A 16,638-nucleotide genomic window follows, 5' to 3' on the forward strand; every position below is an offset into this window, starting at 1 on the left:
ACGTCATCAATAATCCTGGACGTGGCACGACCCAAGGACCAGGCGAAGCGGCGCGACGAGCTGGTGGCGGCGGCCGCCCGCGCGATCCGGACGCGGGGGCTGGCCGGGCTCCGCGTGCGCGACGTCGCCGAGGAGGCCGGACTGTCGGCAGGCTCGGTCAGCTACTACTACCCGGACCTCGACGACCTGCTGTTCGAACTGCACCGCGACGCGGTCGACCGGTTCTACTGGGCGCGAGCGCGCGCCGCGGAAGCCGAGGACGATCCCGTCCGGCGGCTGGTGCGGCTGGTCGACGCGGGGCTCCCGGCGGGCGAGGGCGATCCGCTGAGCCGGGTGCTGTACGAAATGCACGTCCACGCGGCGCGCAACCCGGCGCACGCGGTGTTGATGACGGCGTTGTGGGACCGCGAGGTGTCGCTGTACTCGGCCGCGCTCGCCCACGGTCAGGACACCGGGGCGTTTCAGCTGCGGTCGCCCGCGGCGGACATCGCGGCGAATGCGGTGGCCCTCGAAGACGCGTACGGCCTGCATCTCGCCGGGCGCAACACCAGCCTGTCCGCAGCCAGGACACGCGAGTTGCTGCTCGGGTACCTGGCCGCGGAAACCGGACGCGACCTCGGTCAGGCGTAGGCCGTCCAGACCGTCTTGAGGCCGGTGTATTTGTCGAACGAGTGCAGGGAAAGGTCGCGGCCGAAGCCGGACTGCTTGAAACCGCCGAACGGGGTCGCGGTGCTGAGGACATCGCGGCGAACGCGGTGGCTCTGGAGGACGCTTACGGCCTGCATCTCGCCGGGCGCAACACCAGCCTGTCCGCAGCCAGGACGCGCGAGTTGCTGCTCGGGTATCTGGCCGCGGAAGCCGGACGCGACCTCGGTCAGGCGTAGGCCGTCCAGACCGTCTTGAGGCCGGTGTATTTGTCGAATGAGTGCAGGGAAAGGTCGCGGCCGAAGCCGGACTGCTTGAAGCCGCCGAACGGGGTCGCGGTGCTGAGCGCGTCCACTGTGTTCACCGAGACGGTCCCGGCGTGGATTCCGTCGGAGACGCGGTGCGCGCGGGCGAGGTCGCGGGTCCAGACGGACGCGGCGAGGCCGTACGGGGTGTCGTTGGCGAGCCGGATCGCTTCGGCTTCGGTCCCGAACGGGAGGGTGGCGAGCACCGGCCCGAACAACTCGTCGGTGACCAGCGGATCGTCGGCGGCCAGGCCGGTCACGATGGTCGGATCGAGGAACGCGCCGCGACGCGTGCCGCCCGCGAGGACGGTTCCGCTGCTGGCCTCGACGGCAGCCAGCACGCGCGCCGCGGCGTTCTCGTCGATCATCGGACCCAGTTTCGTGGCCGGGTCCAGCGGATCCCCGGGCACCCACTCGCCGATCTTCTCTCGCAGCCGGGCGAGGAATTCGCCCGCCGCCGATGCTTCGACGAGCAGGCGGGTCGTGGCCGAACAGACCTGGCCGGAGTTCGCGCAGAACCCGAACGCGACCAGATCCGCCGCGGCGTCGAGGTCGGCGTCGGCGAACACCACGACCGGGCTTTTGCCGCCGCATTCGAGCCAGACCTGCTTGAGGTTCGACTCCCCGGCGTAGCGCAGGAACAGCCCGCCGACCGGCGTCGATCCGGTGAAGGCGAGGACGTCGACGTCCGGATGCCTCCCCAGCGCCTGTCCCGCGGTTTCGCCGAAGCCGGGCACGACGTTGAGCACCCCGTCCGGAATCCCCGCCTCCGCGGCCAATTCTCCCAGCCGCAGCGCGGACAGCGGCGACTGCTCGGCGGGCTTGAGGACGACGCTGTTGCCCGCGGCCAGCGCCGGGGCGAGTTTCCACCCGGCGATGTCGAGCGGGAAGTTCCACGGCACGACCGCGCCCACCACTCCGAGCGGCACCCGCCGGATCGCCGCGAAATTGCCCGGAGGGGTGGGCGCGACCTCGTCGTAGCGCTTGTCGAGCGCTTCGGCGTACCAGGCGAAGCATTCGGCGGTCGCGGGCACGTCCTGGCCGAACGTGTCCGAGATCGGACGGCCGACGTCCAGGGTGTCGCAGAGCGCCAGCTCCGGTCCGTGCGCCGTGATCAGCTCGGCCAGCCTCAGCAGCCGTTTCTTGCGCTCGGCCGCCGCGAGCCGGGACCAGCGGCCGTCCTCGAACGCGCGTCGCGCGGCGGCGACCGCGGCGTCGATCTCGTCCCGGCCGCATTCGGCCACGTGCGCGACTGGGTGCCCGGTGGCGGGATTGACGTCGGCGAAAGTCTTGCCGGACTTGGCTTCGAGCCAGTCACCGTCCACAAAGGCCGCTTCGCGGGGACGCAGCCGCGCGGCCTCGTGCACCCAGTCGCCGTGCTTCATTCCCGGAACCGCCTTTCGTCGCTTCCGTTCACTATCACCAGCTCCCCGGGGTGCGGGAAAGCAGAGCTTTTCGCTGCCCTGCATCGGGTCAATCGATGCAGGCTCACCGCGCCAGCTCCCACAGCGACGCCCATTGCCCGGCGGTCAGGTCGCGGGGGAGCGCTTGCGGCGACAGCCGTTGCCGCCCAAGCCAAGTCCGCGTCGCACGGACGCTGAGGCGGCCGGTGCGGGGCAGGATCCCGCCGAGCCCGCGGCCGCGTCCGGTGAAGACTTCGCGGACGAACTCCTGGTACTCCGCCTGGCCGGCGACGAGCGGTTCCGGGCGGCGGGTGATCACGAGGATCCCGCCGTCCACGGCCGGGCGAGGACGGAACGCGTGCGCCGGGACCCGGGCGGGGACGGCGAACTCGAACCACGGCCACCAGGCGGCAGTCATCTGGGAGGCACCGCCGATCCCGGCCCGGCGGCGGGCGACCTCCCATTGCACCAGCAGCACCGCGAGTTCCCAGTGCGGCTGCCGGAACAACCGGCGCAGGGCCGCGGTGGTGAGGTGGAAGGGAAGGTTGCCGACGACGGTGTGCGGAACGTCGGGCAGCCGGTGCCGGAGCAGGTCGCCGTGGACGACCTCGACGTGGTCGCCGGTGCGCCGGGCGAGGCGGCGGGCGCGGTGGGGGTCGAGTTCGACCGCGGTGAGCGGGCGGCCGGTGCGGCTGAGCGGGACGGTCAGCGCGCCGTCGCCCGCGGCGAGTTCCACGAGAGGGCCGGTGGTGCGGGCGGCGGCAGTGCAGACAGCGGCGATGACGGCGGGGTCGGCCAGGAAGTTCTGGCCGAGCTCGTGCCGTCCGCCGAAGGGTCGGGCAGACATCGGGGTGCGTACTCCGCGCATGAGGAAGCGACCCGGGTGCCAAGACAAGCAGCCCGGACGGACAACGGGAGAGCGCGACGGAGCGGTGTGCGTCCGGCGCTCAGGCGTTGCGCAGGCGAGTCAACGCGCAGGCGGAGAAAAAGGCACCCATGGGCCGGAAGCCTAGCCGACCGGTCCGGCGGGCCGCATCCGGTTTTCGCGCAGGCGAATCCCTTCGGGCCGCGTGCCGCCTCCGGAATTCGCTGGCGGCTATTCTTTCCCTGGTGGGCGAACAATTCGCGCCCATTCCGCCGGGTCCGCGAGAACGGTCCCCTTACGACGGAAGTACCCGCTGATTCCGGTCCGCAAACTGACACGAAACGGGGTCGCTCGGCTGAGGGGTACGACGCTTGCGCGGGGCTGTGACCAGCCGGAGAGTGGGACGCGGAGGAGAAATTCCGATTCGGGAAATGGAGTGGATCCATGGTACGCGCAATGCAGCCGCAGGACCTCGTCGACAGCACCGTGATGGACAATTCCGGCAGCAAGATCGGCAAGGTGGGCACGGTTTATCTCGCCGACGACACCAGGCGGCCGGAGTGGGTGACGGTGAAAACCGGGCTGTTCGGCCAGAAGGAAAGCTTCGTGCCGCTGTCGGGCGCGGACATGGAGAGCGACGGCCTGCACGTCCAGGTCGCGAAGGACCAGGTGTCCGACGCGCCGCGCATCGACGCCGAGGGCCATCTCTCCGAAAAGGAAAGCGTCGAGCTGTACAAGTACTACGGCCTGCCCGCTCCGCGCGCCGGGAACGGCGAGAACATGCGTGACCGCGGCCGCGACGCGGCAGCCGGTGGCGCGGCTGGCGGTGCGGCAGGCGGCGTTGCTGGCACGACGCGGCCGACCGGCCGGGACACCGCGCAGGCCAAGGGACGCCCGACCGCTGAGCACGCAGCCAAGGGCGGACGGCACGACGCGTCCGGCGCCGGCGACGTGGTGCGGTCCGAGGAACACCTGCGGGTCGGCACCGAACAGGTCGAAACCGGCCACGTCCGGCTGCGCAAGTACGTGGTGACCGAGGACGAGCAGGTGACCGTGCCGGTCACGCACGAGGAGGTCCGCGTCGAGCGCGAGCCGATCACCGACGCCAAGGCGGCGGGCCGGACCGAGATCGGCGAGGCTGAGCAGGACGTCGTGCTGCACGCCGAGAAACCGGTGGTGCAGAAGGAAACCGTGCCGGTGGAGCGGGTGCGCCTGGGCACTGAGCAGGTCACCGAGGAGCAGACCGTCCAGGGCAAGGTCCGCAAGGAGCGGATCGACATCGACGACGACACCAAGCGGGGCAGGAAGTCCTGACCTGCCCGCGCTGCGGCTGTCTCCCGCCGGAACCGTTCCGGACGGGAGACGGTCCCGCGCGTCTGGTTACCGTCGTGAGCGGCTGGCTTTCAGGAATTCGCGGTTGAGGTTCGCGATGCTGGTCAGCGGGATGCCTTTGGGGCAGGAGGCGACGCATTCGCCGGTGTTGGTGCAGCCGCCGTAGTCGGCTGCGTCCATGGTTTCCACCATGTCGAGCACGCGTTGAGCGCGTTCTGGCAGGCCGCCATGCGCGGGGGCGGTCTCCCGTAGGACGATTCCGGACGGGAGACAGCCGCGCGCGTCTGGTTACCGTCGTGAGCGGCTGGCTTTCAGGAATTCGCGGTTGAGGTTCGCGATGCTGGTCAGCGGGATCCCTTTGGGGCAGGAGGCGACGCATTCGCCAGTGTTGGTGCAGCCGCCGTAGTCGGCTGCGTCCATGGTTTCCACCATGTCGAGCACGCGTTGAGCGCGTTCCGGCTGGCCCTGCGGCAGCGAGTTCAGGTGCGCCACCTTCGCCGAGGTGAACAGCATCGCCGACCCGTTCGGGCAGGCCGCGACGCACGCGCCGCAGCCGATGCAGGTCGCGTTGTCGAAGGCGAGGTCCGCGTCCGGCTTCGGCACCGGCGTCGCGTGCGCTTCCGGCGCGCTGCCGGTCGGGGCGGTGACGTAGCCGCCCGCCTCGATGATCCGGTCGAACGCCGACCGGTCGACCACCAGGTCCTTGATCACCGGGAAACCCTTGGCGCGCCACGGTTCCACGTCCAGCACGTCGCCGTCGCGGAACGAGCGCAGGTGCAGCTGGCAGGTCGTGGTGCGTTCCGGGCCGTGCGCCCGGCCGTTGATCACCACGCCGCACGAGCCGCAGATGCCCTCGCGGCAGTCGTGGTCGAACGCGATCGGCTCGGCGCCGTCCTCGATGAGATGCTGGTTGAGGACGTCGAGAAGTTCCAGGAACGACATGTCCGGGCTGGCGTCGTCGACCGGGTAGTCGACCAGCCTGCCGTCGTCGTCCGGGCCGGACTGGCGCCAGACCCGCAGGGTGAGTTTCACGTGTAGCTCCGCTGGGTGGGGTGGACGTGCTCGAAGTTCAGGATTTCCTGGTGCAGCACCGGCTTTTCGCCGTACTCCCAGGCCGAGACGTACGAGAACCGCTCGTCGTCGCGCTGCGCCTCGCCGTCTTCGGTTTGGTGTTCCTCGCGGAAATGGCCGCCGCACGATTCCTCGCGCACCAGTGCGTCGAGCAGCAGCAATTCGGCGAGTTCGAGGAGATCGGCGACGCGACCGGCCTTCTCGAGTTCCTGATTCAGTTCCGCTCCGGTGCCCGGGACGCGGACGTCCCGCCAGAATTCGGCGCGCAGCTCCGGAATGCGGTCGAGCGCTTTCCGCAGGCCTTCGGCGGACCGGGACATCCCGCAGTGGTCCCACATCAGGTGGCCCAGCTCGCGGTGGAACGAGTCGACGCTCCGGGTGCCGCGCACCGACAGCAGCCGTTCCAGCCGGTCGCGCACCGCGGTTTCCGCTTGCGCGACCGTAGGATCCGCCGGGTCGAGCGCGGGGAAGCTGCCGCGGGCGATGTAGTCGTTGAGCGTGGCCGGGAGCACGAAGTAGCCGTCGGCGAGACCCTGCATCAGCGCGGACGCGCCGAGCCGGTTCGCGCCGTGGTCGGAGAAGTTGGCCTCGCCGATCACGAACAGGCCGGGCACCGTGCTCTGCAGGTCGTAGTCGACCCACAGCCCGCCCATCGTGTAGTGGATCGCCGGGTAGATCCGCATCGGGACCTCGTACGGGTTTTCCGCGGTGATCCGCTCGTACATGTCGAACAGGTTGCCGTACTTGGCTTCCACCGCCGGGCGGCCCATCCGCTCGATCGCGTCCGCGAAGTCCAGGTACACGCCGAGCCCGCCGGGACCGACGCCGAACCCGGCGTCGCAGACGTTCTTCGCCGCCCGCGACGCGATGTCGCGCGGCACCAGGTTGCCGAAGCTCGGGTACATCCGCTCCAGGTAGTAGTCCCGTTCGGACTCCGGGATCTCCTGCGGCGGACGCGGGTCCTGCGGCTGCTTCGGCACCCAGATCCGGCCGTCGTTGCGCAGCGACTCGCTCATCAGCGTCAGCTTCGACTGATGTTCGCCCGAACGCGGGATGCAGGTCGGGTGAATCTGCGTGAAGCACGGGTTCGCGAAGTACGCGCCGCGCTTGTGCGCCCGCCAGATCGCGGTGGCGTTGGAGCCTTTCGCGTTGGTGGACAAGTAGAAGACGTTGCCGTAGCCGCCGGTCGCGAGCACGACGGCGTCCGCGAGATGCGTGGTCACCTCACCGGTGACCAGGTCGCGCGCGACGATCCCGCGTGCCTTCCCCTCGGACACGACGAGGTCCAGCATCTCCGTGCGCGGGTGCATCTCCACGCCGCCGGCGTCGATCTGCCGCGCCAGCGCCTGGTACGCGCCGAGCAGCAGCTGCTGCCCGGTCTGGCCGCGGGCGTAGAACGTGCGCTGCACCTGGACGCCGCCGAACGAGCGGGTGTCGAGCAGCCCGCCGTACTCCCGGGCGAACGGCACGCCCTGGGCCACCGCCTGGTCGATGATCTGCGTGGACACCTGCGCCAGCCGGTACACATTGGACTCCCGGGACCGGAAGTCGCCCCCCTTCACCGTGTCGTAGAAGAGCCGGTAGACCGAATCGCCGTCGTTGCGGTAGTTCTTCGCCGCGTTGATCCCGCCCTGCGCGGCCACCGAGTGCGCGCGCCGCGGCGAGTCCTGGAAGCAGAACTGGACCACGTGGTAGCCCTGTTCGGCGAGCGTCGCTCCGGCGGACGCTCCGGCGAGACCGGTGCCCACCACGATCACCCGGTGCCGCCGCCGGTTGGCCGGGTTGACCAGCTTCGCGCCGAAGCGGCGGCTGTCCCAGCGGTCCTCGATCGGGCCGTCCGGCGCTTGCGTGTCGGCGATCGGCTCGCCGAGCGTGTAGTCGCTCATGTCAGGCCACCCATCCCGCCATCACGGCGATCGGCACGATCAGGAAGCCGCCGGTGATCACGACGGCGAGGACGGACCCGGCGGTTTTGAGCGCCCGGTCGCGGGTTTTGCTGGTGATGCCGAGCGTCTGTGCCGCGCTCCAGAAGCCGTGGTTGATGTGCAGGCCGAGCATCAGCAGCGCGACGATGTAGATCAGGTTGACCCACCAGACCTGGAAGTCCGCGACGATGTTGTGGTACGGCTGGCCGTCGCGGAAGTCCTGGTTGGCCACGCCGACGGTGAGGTCCAGGATGTGCCACACGATGTACAGCGCGAGCGTCGCGCCGCCCCAGCGCATGGTGTGCGTCGCGAAACTGGCCTTGCGCCGCTGTCCGTGCGCGTACTTGACCGGACGCGCTTGCCGGTCCCGTTTGGACAGTTGCACCGCCGCGACCACGTGCAGCACCAACGCGATCAGCAGCACGACCCGCTGGATCGAGAGGTACCAGGCGTTCTGCAGCACCGGTTCGCCGATGGTGCGCAGCCAGGCGGCGTAGTCGTCGAAATGCTGCGGTCCCAGGAAAACCTTGAGGTTCCCGGCCATGTGCACGAACAGGAACGCGACGAAGATCAGGCCGGTGACGGCCATGACGACTTTCTTGCCGATCGTCGAACGCCAGAACGTCACGAGCGCCGGGCGACGGCGGGGCGGAGCGGGTGCGAGTGCCACGGAACCGACGGTAAGTCGGCGCTGACGAGAGGGCAAACACATGATTTCTCTCGACTGCATAGGCAGCACCTATGATGGCGGTCATGCAGTTCCAGCAGCTGGCGTATTTCCTGGCAGTGGCCGAGACGCGGCATTTCACGCGCGCCGCGGAACAGATGCGTGTGGCGCAGCCCTCACTGTCGCAGCAGATTCGCGCGCTGGAACGGGATGTCGGCGCGGGGCTGTTCCACCGGATCCGCGGGAACGTCACGCTCACCGAAGCGGGGGAGACGCTGCTGCCGATCGCGCGCCGGATCCTCGCCGAGACCGAGACGGCGTACCGGGCCATCCGGGAACTGGACGAACTGGGTCGCGGCCGGGTGCGGCTGGGCGCGACGCCGAGCCTGTGCACCGGCCTGCTGCCCGCGATGCTCGCCGCGTTCCGCCGGGACTATCCCGGGATCGAGCTGGTGCTGCACGAAAGCGGCTCGCGGGACCTGCAGACCGCGCTGTCGGAAGGCGGGCTGGACCTGGCGATGATCGTGGACAGCCGCGTCCACGACGATCGCCGGCTGGAGAGCCGCGCGCTGTTCGTCGAGGACCTGGTGGTGATCTCGCCGAAGGACGCGCCCGCACCGGTGCGCGGCCGGATGCCGATCGCGGCGCTGCGGGACCGGCCGCTGGTGATGTTCCGGCAGGGCTACGACCTGCGCGAGGCGACCGTGGCCGCCTGCCGCGCGGAGGGTTTCGACCCGCTGTTCGCCATCGAAGGCGGCGAGATGGACGCGGTGCTGGAACTGGTCCAGGCCGGACTGGGCTTGGCGGTCGTGCCGAGCACCGTGGTCGGGGACCGGTTCCGCCGCACGCAATTCACCTCGCCCGGCCTCAGCCGGGTGGTGCGGCTGGCGTATCGGCGGGATGTCGAGCAGCCGCGCGCGGTGCGGGCGCTGCAGGAGGCGGTGGTGCAGTACCTGGGCGGCGGGGTGGCGCAGTTGCCGCCCGGCACGCGTCCGCTGGTGGGCCGGTGATTCTGCGGGCGAGCAAGAACGCGCTGGTATGCCGACGAGGCGGCGGGGTGGCGCAGTTGCCGCCTGGCACGCGTCCGCTCGTTGGCCGGTGATCAGCGGGTGAGCGAGTCCAGCACCAGGCCGATCAACCGCTGCGCTTGCGGTTTTTCGCAGTGCTGCGCGGAATACGCGATCCCGCCGATCAGCACCAGCACATCCTCGGCGCGCACGTCGTCCCGCAGCGTGCCGTCCTCCTCGCCTGCGGACAGGAGCTCGCTGACCGCGTCGACGAGCAGCTTCCGGCTGTCCGAGTAAGGATCGACGCCGGACGCGATCACCGCGTTGAGCGCCTCGGACATCCCGTGCTTCGCGCTGACGTAGGCGAGGAAGTGCGTCAGCCACTCCCGCAGCGCTTCCGCGGCCGGGTGCTGCGCGAGGAGTGTCGATGCCTGTTCGCAGACCACCGCGAGCTGATGCCGGTAGGCGGCGTCGATCAGGGCTTCGCGGGTCGGGAAGTGCCGGTAGAGCGTGCCGACGCCGACCCCGGCCTGTTTGGCGATCGCTGCCGGTGCCGCGTCCAGGCCTTCCGCGGCGAAGGCCTTCGCGGCGACTTCCAAGAGCCGGGCGCGGTTCTCGAGCGCGTCTCGCCGGGGGCGGCGCGGGGCGTCGGGCATCGGTTCCTCCGGGGTTGCTATCCGGAATGCATTCCGGATAGCGTGAACCGGAACGCATTCCGGTTGACCTTACCCCTGGAGGATCCCGTCATGCCCGCACGGCATTGGTTCGTCACCGGCGCTTCCGGAGGTCTGGGCCGTCACCTGGTCGAGGAGGCGCTCCGGCGCGGCGAGCACGTCACCGCGACGGTCCGGCGGCCCGACGCGTTGCCGGAGTCGCCGCGGCTCACCGTGGAGCAGCTCGACCTGACCCGTCCGGCCGACGTCGCCGCCGTGGTCGAGCGGACGTTGCAGCGGCGGCCGGTGGACGTGGTGGTGAACAACGCGGGCTATGCCGTCGTGGGCGCGGCCGAGGAGATGACGCCGGAGCAGATCCGGGACCAGATCGAGGTGCTGCTGCTCGCCCCGATCCTGATCACCCGCGCGTTCCTCGGCCCGATGCGCGAGCGGGGCGGCGGCCGGATCCTCCAGATCTCCAGCATGGGCGGGCAGATCGGCTCGCCGACGCACAGCGGGTACCACGCGGGGAAGTGGGGTCTGGAGGGGTACACCGAAAGCGTCAGCCGGGAGGTCGCCGAGTTCGGCGTCCACCTGACGCTGGCACAGCTCGGCGGGACCCGGACCGGCTTCGCGTCCGCGTTGCGCTACACCGCCGAAACGGCTCCCTATCGCGACAGCGCGGTCGGCCGGACCCGCCGATACCTCGAATCCCTCGACGACAACGACCTCCCCGGCGACCCGGCCAAGATCGCCGCGCTGCTCTACGAGACCACCCTCCGGCCGGACCCGCCGCTGCGCCTCTCCCTTGGTTCGGACACCTACGAAGCCGTCCACAATGCACTGACCGAACGGCTGAACGTCCTTGAGTCGCAACGGGAAACGGCCGCATCGGTCACCTTCTGACTACATCCCCACCGACTGCGTCTCCGGCTCGATCAGGCCGACGACGCGCACCTGCTCGCGCGTGTACGGCTGTCCGATGTACTTCTTCGCCACCTCGTCGACGATCTCCCACGCGGGGTCGCCCTCGATCCATTCGGCCACCCGGCCGCGGATGATGATCGGCTCGAACGGATTGTCCGGCGGGGTAAGGGAAATCGCCACGCGGGGGTCGCGGCGGAGGTTGCGGGCCTTGCGGCTGTCCGGGCCGGTGAGGAAGACGATCCGGTCGCCGCGCGTGCCGATCCACACCGGGACGACGTGCGGCGATCCGTCCGGGAGAACGGTCGCGAGGTGGGCGATCGGGGTGCCGTCGAGGACGCGGCGGACTTCGGGGTTCAGCATGGGGATTCCTTTCAGCGGAGGATTTCGTAGTGAAGGTGGGTGACGCCGGGCGCCGGGACGGCCTCGATCAGCCGCAGCCGCACGTGTTCGGGCAGTTCGCCGAAGAAGCTCCGCCCTCCGCCCAGCAGGATCGGCACCTGGTGGAGCACGACTTCGTCGACCAGTCCGGCCTTGATCGCCTCGGTGACCAGAACGCCGCCCATGAGCGCGACGTCCTTGTCGCCGGCCGCCGCCCGCGCGCCTTTGACAGCCTCTTCGACGCTGGTCGCCTGGGTCTGCGCCTCGCTCAGTTCCGGCACCGGCTGGTGGCTGACCACGAACAGGGGAGCGGTCGGATGCGGACCACTACCGCCGAAGTGGCTTGAGTGGTCGTACGTCGCGTGCCCGACCACGGTCGCCCCGACGCGCGCCGCGAGCGAGTCGAAAACCTGCGCGCTGGGCTCGGAAAGCTTGAACCCGTCGAAGACCTTGCTGGGCGTGTCGCCGGTGAAGTACCAGTCGAACAGCGCCCCGGCGTCGCCGAGCCCGCTCCCGACCTCGTCCGCCCCTTTCTCGCGGCGGCCGCTGATGTACCCGTCCACCGAAACGGACAGGGCACTGAACACTTTGTTCATGACGCTCCTTAGTAGTCGCTCAGAGAGCCTGGGGAAAGTCGAAAAGGCGCTGCGGGTCGACGTTTTTCTTGACCTCGGCGAGCCTGGCGCGGTTGCCCGCGTGATACGCGCGGCTCGGCTCATCCAGCGCGAGATCGGGAAAGTTCGGATAAACCCGGCCGGACCCCTCCGCGTGCGCGACGGTCCACGCCTCGTCCACCCACGGATCGCCCGGGTCGCCGGCCTGCTCCAGCAAGTACCGCTCTCCCCGGTGGGCGAACGCGATGTCCTCCTCCGCGACCCGGTTGTACGCCCCGCCCATCGCGGTGAACGCCAGCCGCCGGTTCCCGCCGATACCCCGGAGAAGCTCGCCCGCGGTCCGCTCGGACATCGTGCGCGCGAAGAACTCCGACCGGAAGCGGCGGGTTTCCGGGGCGGGATCCACCACGCTGAATGTCGGCTTCACCATGCTGTAGGGAACATCCAGTCGGATGTCTATTGCATACAGAACACCGGCCCGCGCGGTGAACTCCCGGAGCAGTCCCTCCGTCTCCGCGGGCGGCAAGGTGGAGATGCCGAAGAGCGTCACGCGTCCCGCTTGGACGGCGAGGTTCACGGTCAGCCCGTCCGGGGCGTCAGGTGCCCAGTCCTGCCAGGCCTGGACGAGGTTTCCGTCCGCCCAGTTCCCTTCGATCCGGCAGACCGACGGCTCCGGCACCGTCGCGAACCGCAACTCCGTGACGATCCCGAACTGCCCGCCGCCCGCGCCGCGCAACGCCCAGAACAGGTCGGTTTCCCGGTGCTCGGAGCACTCCACGACGCTCCGGTCGGCGAGCACCACCTGCGCGCCGACGAGCCGGTCGCAGGTCAGCCCGTACTGGCGGCCGAGCAACCCGATGCCGCCGCCGAGCGTCAGCCCTGCGATGCCGACGGTGTCGCCGCACCCGGCGGGGATCGTTCGGCCGTGCTCGTGCAGCGCCGCGTACACCGGGCCGAGCCGAGCGCCCGCCCCGATCGTCGCGATGCCACTGTCGTCGACCGCGATCCGGTCCATTTCGGACAGATCCGCCACGATCCCGTCGGCCGGGCACCGGTCCACGAAGCAATGCCCGCCACCGCGCGGCACCACGCGCTGGCCGGTGGCGGCCGCGTAATCCAAGGCTTGGACGACGTCGGCGACCGAATGGCACCGGAGGACGTCTCGCGAGGTCTGGTCGATCACGGAGCCGACGCTACGGGCCGGGGGAGTGCCGTTCTTGAACAAAACGCGCACGCGCGGCTCAGATCCCGGCCGTATGCGACCGGTGAGTTCGCCGCCCGTATCACCGGCAGCTCCCGAGCCAGCACCATCCCGGATCCGTTTTATCCCGCAGTGCGCACTAATTCCGCCTCCTTGCCGTCCTTTCGCTCCGATACGCCCGATTCGCCGGACCGCGGGTCGCTAGCGGAAGCACGACGGAAACATTCCGGTAACACCGCCCGGTTAACTTCCAGCGGCCGGGCGATGAGACGAGGAGTGTCTGAGGCGTGGTCGATACCGGAAGCACGGCGTGGTTGCTGGGCAGTGCGGCGCTGGTGATGCTGATGACGCCCGGCCTCGCGTTGTTCTACGGCGGGATGGTGCGCGCCCGGAGCGTGCTGAACGTGATGGCGATGACGTTCGTCTGTCTCGCCACCGTCGGCCTGATCTGGGTGTTCTACGGGTATTCGCTCGCGTTCGGACCCGATTGGTTCGGCGGGCTGCTCGGCACTCTGCGGCTGGCCGGGCTGCACGGGCTCGCCGAGCAGACGGTCGGGCCCGCGGGGAACCAGGTGCCGCTGTACGCGTTCGTGGCGTTCCAGATGATGTTCGCGGTCATCACGGTCGCGCTGCTGGCCGGCGCGATCGCCGAGCGGGCCCGGTTCTGGACTTGGACGGTGTTTTCCGTCGTCTGGACCACCCTCGTGTACATCCCGGTGGCGCACTGGGTTTTCGCTCCCGACGGCTGGATCGCGGCCAAGCTGCACGTGCTGGACTTCGCGGGCGGCACCGTCGTCGAGGTGAACTCCGGGGCGGCCGCGCTGGCGCTGGCGCTCGTGCTCGGCAGGCGGCACGGCTGGCCGAAGCAGGCGGTCCGGCCGCACAACCTGCCGTTCGTGATGTTCGGGGCCGGGTTGCTGTGGTTCGGCTGGTTCGGGTTCAACGCCGGGTCCGCGCTGGTCGCGAAGGGCTCGGCGGCGACGTCGTTCCTGAACACGACCGTCGCGGGGGCGGCCGCGGTGCTGGGCTGGCTGCTGGTCGAGCAGTTCCGCGACGGGAAGCCGACGACCCTCGGCGCCGCGTCCGGCGCGGTGGCCGGGCTGGTCGGGATCACGCCCGGCTGTGCTTTCGTCGAACCGCTCGGCGCGGCCGCGATCGGGATCGTGGCCGGGGTCGTGTGCTCGTTCGCGGTGAGCCTCAAGTACAAGTTCGGCTTCGACGACTCCCTGGACGTGGTCGCGGTGCACGGGCTCGGCGGCTTCGCCGGGACACTGCTGATCGGTCTTTTCGCGACCGCGGGCGTGGCTCCCGGCGGCGTGAACGGCCTGTTCTACGGCGGCGGCCTCGACCAGCTGTGGCGCCAAGCGGTCGGAACTCTGGCGGTACTAGGGTATTCGCTGGCGGTGACCCTCCTGCTCGGCTGGGTCATGCACAAGTTCATGGGATTCCGGATCGACCGCGAAGCCGAGATCGACGGCGTCGACGAGGCCGAGCACGCCGAAGGGGCGTACGAGCTGGCAGTCCAGCCCGGACGCCGGGGCAGCGCGCTCGCCGGCGGACCGGGATCGCACCGGCCCGCGCGCGAGGAGACCCGATGAAGCTGCTGACCGCCGTGGTCAAGCCGTTCGTGCTGGACGACGTCCGGATCGCCCTGCAGGAGCTGGGCATCGCCGGGATGACGGTGAGCGAGGTCCGCGGCTACGGCAGGCAGAAGGGCCACACCGAGATCTACCGGGGCGCGGAGTACGAGGTCGACTTCATCACCAAGTACCGGCTGGAGATCCTGCTCGACGACGACCAGGTCGACGCCGCGCTGCGGACCGTGCTGGACACCGCGCACACCGGCAAGATCGGCGACGGCAAGATCTGGGTGACTCCGGTGGAGACGGTCGTGCGCGTGCGCACCGGGGAGCGTGGCCGTGACGCGCTCTAGGCCTCCGTCACGAGGGTTTTCAGCGGGGCCGGGTTTGGGGCATTCTCCGGCGCGGTAGTACAGGACGGTCAGTCGGCGGTCGCCGCCTCGGACGGCGTACCGGTCGTGTTCGTCGGGACCCCGGTGGAGACGGTCGTGCGTGTCCGCACCGGGGAGCGTGGCCGCGACGCGCTCTAGGCCTCCCTCACCAGGGTTTTCAGCGGCCGGGTCAGATCCGCGGCGTTCTCCGGCGCGATCGTCTTCCCGGCGGCCAGCGCGCGTTTCACCGCCATGAAGTCGCCCGGCCGGTTGACTGCGTCGGCCGCGATGAGCGACCCGGCGCGGTAGTACAGGACGGTCAGTCCGCCGTCGCCGCCTCGCACGACGTACCGGTCGTGTCCGTCGGAGACCCCGGCGATCTGGATCTTCAGGTCGCCCTGATCGGACCAGAACCACGGGACCGCGCGCGGCGGTGCGGGTCTTCCGGTGAGGGTCGCGGCGGCGGCCCGGGCCTGGTCGCCCGCGTTCTGCACCGATTCCAGCCCGAGCGACGCGCCCGGCCGGTGCGGATGAGGCTGGGCCGCGCAGTCGCCGAGCGCCACCACGGCGGGGTTGCTGGTGCGGCAGAAGGCATCGACGAGCACCCCGCGGTCGCAGGCGAGACCGAGGCGTTGGGCCAGGCCGATTTCCGGCACCGCGCCGACCCCGGCGATGATCGTGTCGGCGGCGACGAAATCCCCGTCCGCCAATCGCACGCCGTCCGGTTCGACCGCGGCTACACCGGTGCCGAGGACGAACTCGGCGCCCCAGCCGCGGTGCGCGGCCAGCAGAAACTCCGACAGCGGTTCGGCGGCGACCCGGCTCAGCAGCCGCGGCTGTTGTTCGAGGACGACGACCTCGATGCCGCGTTTCCGGGCCACGGCGGCGATTTCGAGCCCGATGAAACCCGCACCGATCAAGACGACCCGCTTGGCGTGCTCCAGCGCGAGCCGAAGCCGGACCGCGTCGTCGCGGCTGCGCAGGACATGCACGTTAGAACCGGAAAACGGCAGCGTGCGAGCCCGCGCCCCGGTCGCCAAAGCGAGCCGGTCGAACGCGACGGTCGTCCCATCGGACAGCGAGGCGGTGCCCCGGCCGGCCGCGTCGAGAACCGCGTCCTCGACCCGCACACCGGTCCGGACGGTGATGTCCTGCTCCTGATAGAACTCGGGCGAACGCAGCGCGAGCGCGTCGTCCCCGGCGGTTCCGGACAGGAAAGCCTTCGACAGCGGCGGCCGTTGGTACGGCGGATGCGCTTCCTCCCCGACGAGCAGAATCGGCTCGGCGTAGCCGTTTTCCCGCAGCGCGGCGGCGAGCCGGACGCCCGCTTCACCGGCTCCGGCGACCAGCACCCCGGCGCTCATTGGACCGGGGCGATGGTCACGGCGAGCCCGTCGAGTTCGTCGCACATCGCGATCTGGCAGGAAAGCCTGCTGGTGGGCCGCCGTTCGCTCGCGGCGTCGTCGAGCATCTCGTCCTCGAAGCCCGCCGCCGCCCCGACGAGCGGCAGGTGCTCCTCGCCGACGTAGACGTGGCAGGTCGCGCAGGACAGCGCGCCGCCGCATTCTGCGACGATTCCCGGCACGCCGTGCTTGATCCCGGTTTCCATCACCGACGCCCCCGGGCGGGCGTCGACGGTCTGGGCGGTGCCGTCGGGGCGGGTGAACACGATCTTGGGCATCGGTGCTCCTGAA

General features: G+C 70.1%; 19 protein-coding genes. 7 read left to right on the plus strand and 12 right to left on the minus strand.

The features are described 5' to 3' along the window. Positions 1–21 precede the first annotated feature (21 nt). Together DMP23_RS15635 and DMP23_RS15640 are read left to right on the plus strand one after the other, a co-directional pair. Positions 22–630: a TetR/AcrR family transcriptional regulator gene (locus tag DMP23_RS15635; RefSeq protein ID WP_037805792.1), complete on the plus strand. Its 609-nt coding sequence runs from the start codon at positions 22–24 to the stop codon at positions 628–630. A gap of 41 nt (positions 631–671) precedes the next feature. Beyond that, the gene (locus tag DMP23_RS15640; RefSeq protein ID WP_337821466.1) at positions 672–884 is read left to right on the plus strand and encodes a hypothetical protein; all 213 of its coding nucleotides are present in this window, start codon (positions 672–674) and stop codon (positions 882–884) included. Here the strand turns inward: DMP23_RS15640 and DMP23_RS15645 are convergent. Both DMP23_RS15645 and erm read right to left on the minus strand, forming a co-directional pair. After that, positions 875–2,335, minus strand: coding sequence for an aldehyde dehydrogenase family protein (locus tag DMP23_RS15645; RefSeq protein ID WP_337821467.1), 1,461 nt, complete (start codon positions 2,333–2,335; stop codon positions 875–877). The genes DMP23_RS15640 and DMP23_RS15645 overlap by 10 nt on opposite strands. A gap of 103 nt (positions 2,336–2,438) precedes the next feature. Beyond that, a complete protein-coding gene (gene erm / locus DMP23_RS15650; protein WP_337821468.1) occupies positions 2,439–3,200 on the minus strand; it encodes a 23S ribosomal RNA methyltransferase Erm in 762 nt (253 codons plus the stop codon). A gap of 462 nt (positions 3,201–3,662) precedes the next feature. On the opposite strand from erm, the gene DMP23_RS15655 reads away from it, so the two are divergent. Next, a complete protein-coding gene (locus tag DMP23_RS15655; RefSeq protein ID WP_037805795.1) occupies positions 3,663–4,532 on the plus strand; it encodes a DUF2382 domain-containing protein in 870 nt (289 codons plus the stop codon). A gap of 66 nt (positions 4,533–4,598) precedes the next feature. Here DMP23_RS15655 and DMP23_RS15660 read toward each other — a convergent pair whose 3' ends face one another. The 4 genes from DMP23_RS15660 to DMP23_RS15675 all read right to left on the minus strand — a co-directional run bounded on the left by DMP23_RS15660 (position 4,599) and on the right by DMP23_RS15675 (position 8,216). Further along, a complete protein-coding gene (locus tag DMP23_RS15660; RefSeq protein WP_443111270.1) occupies positions 4,599–4,730 on the minus strand; it encodes a hypothetical protein in 132 nt (43 codons plus the stop codon). Positions 4,731–4,838: 108 nt separating this feature from the next. Then, a complete protein-coding gene (locus tag DMP23_RS15665) occupies positions 4,839–5,582 on the minus strand; it encodes a succinate dehydrogenase/fumarate reductase iron-sulfur subunit (protein ID WP_337821469.1) in 744 nt (247 codons plus the stop codon). Next, entirely contained in the window at positions 5,579–7,507 is a 1,929-nt protein-coding gene (locus DMP23_RS15670; protein WP_337821470.1) for a fumarate reductase/succinate dehydrogenase flavoprotein subunit, read from the minus strand. The genes DMP23_RS15665 and DMP23_RS15670 overlap by 4 nt, the downstream gene beginning before the upstream one ends. Position 7,508: 1 nt before the next feature. Further along, complete coding sequence (locus DMP23_RS15675) at positions 7,509–8,216, minus strand: succinate dehydrogenase cytochrome b subunit (RefSeq protein ID WP_337821471.1); 708 nt, start codon at positions 8,214–8,216, stop codon at positions 7,509–7,511. Positions 8,217–8,299: 83 nt separating this feature from the next. Between DMP23_RS15675 and DMP23_RS15680 the strand changes: the two genes are divergently transcribed. Next, positions 8,300–9,223 (plus strand): LysR family transcriptional regulator, encoded by a 924-nt coding sequence (locus DMP23_RS15680; protein ID WP_337821472.1) that lies wholly within the window; start codon positions 8,300–8,302, stop codon positions 9,221–9,223. A 92-nt stretch (positions 9,224–9,315) separates the two neighbouring features. Here DMP23_RS15680 and DMP23_RS15685 read toward each other — a convergent pair whose 3' ends face one another. Continuing rightward, positions 9,316–9,876, minus strand: a complete 561-nt coding sequence (locus tag DMP23_RS15685) for a TetR/AcrR family transcriptional regulator (protein WP_337821473.1) — start codon at positions 9,874–9,876, stop codon at positions 9,316–9,318. A gap of 90 nt (positions 9,877–9,966) precedes the next feature. Here DMP23_RS15685 and DMP23_RS15690 point away from each other — a divergent pair, with 90 nt between their 5' ends. Then, positions 9,967–10,779: an SDR family NAD(P)-dependent oxidoreductase gene (locus DMP23_RS15690; RefSeq protein WP_337821474.1), complete on the plus strand. Its 813-nt coding sequence runs from the start codon at positions 9,967–9,969 to the stop codon at positions 10,777–10,779. On the opposite strand, the gene DMP23_RS15695 is transcribed toward DMP23_RS15690, so the two are convergent. From DMP23_RS15695 to DMP23_RS15705, 3 genes are read right to left on the minus strand one after another with little or no spacing between them, the layout of a single operon-like run. Then, positions 10,780–11,160, minus strand: coding sequence for a PPOX class F420-dependent oxidoreductase (locus DMP23_RS15695; protein WP_037805805.1), 381 nt, complete (start codon positions 11,158–11,160; stop codon positions 10,780–10,782). Positions 11,161–11,171: 11 nt separating this feature from the next. Next, on the minus strand, positions 11,172–11,774 hold the full coding sequence (locus tag DMP23_RS15700) for a dihydrofolate reductase family protein (RefSeq protein WP_337821475.1): 603 nt from the start codon (positions 11,772–11,774) through the stop codon (positions 11,172–11,174). A gap of 19 nt (positions 11,775–11,793) precedes the next feature. Further along, positions 11,794–12,975, minus strand: a complete 1,182-nt coding sequence (locus tag DMP23_RS15705; RefSeq protein ID WP_337821476.1) for an FAD-binding oxidoreductase — start codon at positions 12,973–12,975, stop codon at positions 11,794–11,796. 305 nt (positions 12,976–13,280) lie between these two features. On the opposite strand from DMP23_RS15705, the gene DMP23_RS15710 reads away from it, so the two are divergent. Both DMP23_RS15710 and DMP23_RS15715 read left to right on the plus strand, forming a co-directional pair. Next, a complete protein-coding gene (locus tag DMP23_RS15710) occupies positions 13,281–14,591 on the plus strand; it encodes an ammonium transporter (protein WP_337821477.1) in 1,311 nt (436 codons plus the stop codon). Next, positions 14,588–14,926, plus strand: coding sequence for a P-II family nitrogen regulator (locus DMP23_RS15715; protein ID WP_037805822.1), 339 nt, complete (start codon positions 14,588–14,590; stop codon positions 14,924–14,926). Before DMP23_RS15710 ends, DMP23_RS15715 begins: the two co-directional genes overlap by 4 nt. A 173-nt stretch (positions 14,927–15,099) precedes the next feature. Here the strand turns inward: DMP23_RS15715 and DMP23_RS15720 are convergent, their stop codons facing one another. Both DMP23_RS15720 and DMP23_RS15725 read right to left on the minus strand, forming a co-directional pair. Further along, complete coding sequence (locus DMP23_RS15720; protein WP_337821478.1) at positions 15,100–16,308, minus strand: NAD(P)/FAD-dependent oxidoreductase; 1,209 nt, start codon at positions 16,306–16,308, stop codon at positions 15,100–15,102. After that, on the minus strand, positions 16,305–16,625 hold the full coding sequence (locus DMP23_RS15725) for a 2Fe-2S iron-sulfur cluster-binding protein (protein WP_337821479.1): 321 nt from the start codon (positions 16,623–16,625) through the stop codon (positions 16,305–16,307). Before DMP23_RS15725 ends, DMP23_RS15720 begins: the two co-directional genes overlap by 4 nt. Between the last annotated feature and the right edge of the window lie 13 nt (positions 16,626–16,638).

This window comes from Amycolatopsis sp. A1MSW2902 (genome assembly GCF_017312175.1).
Taxonomy (GTDB): Bacteria; Actinomycetota; Actinomycetes; order Mycobacteriales; family Pseudonocardiaceae; genus Amycolatopsis; species Amycolatopsis nivea.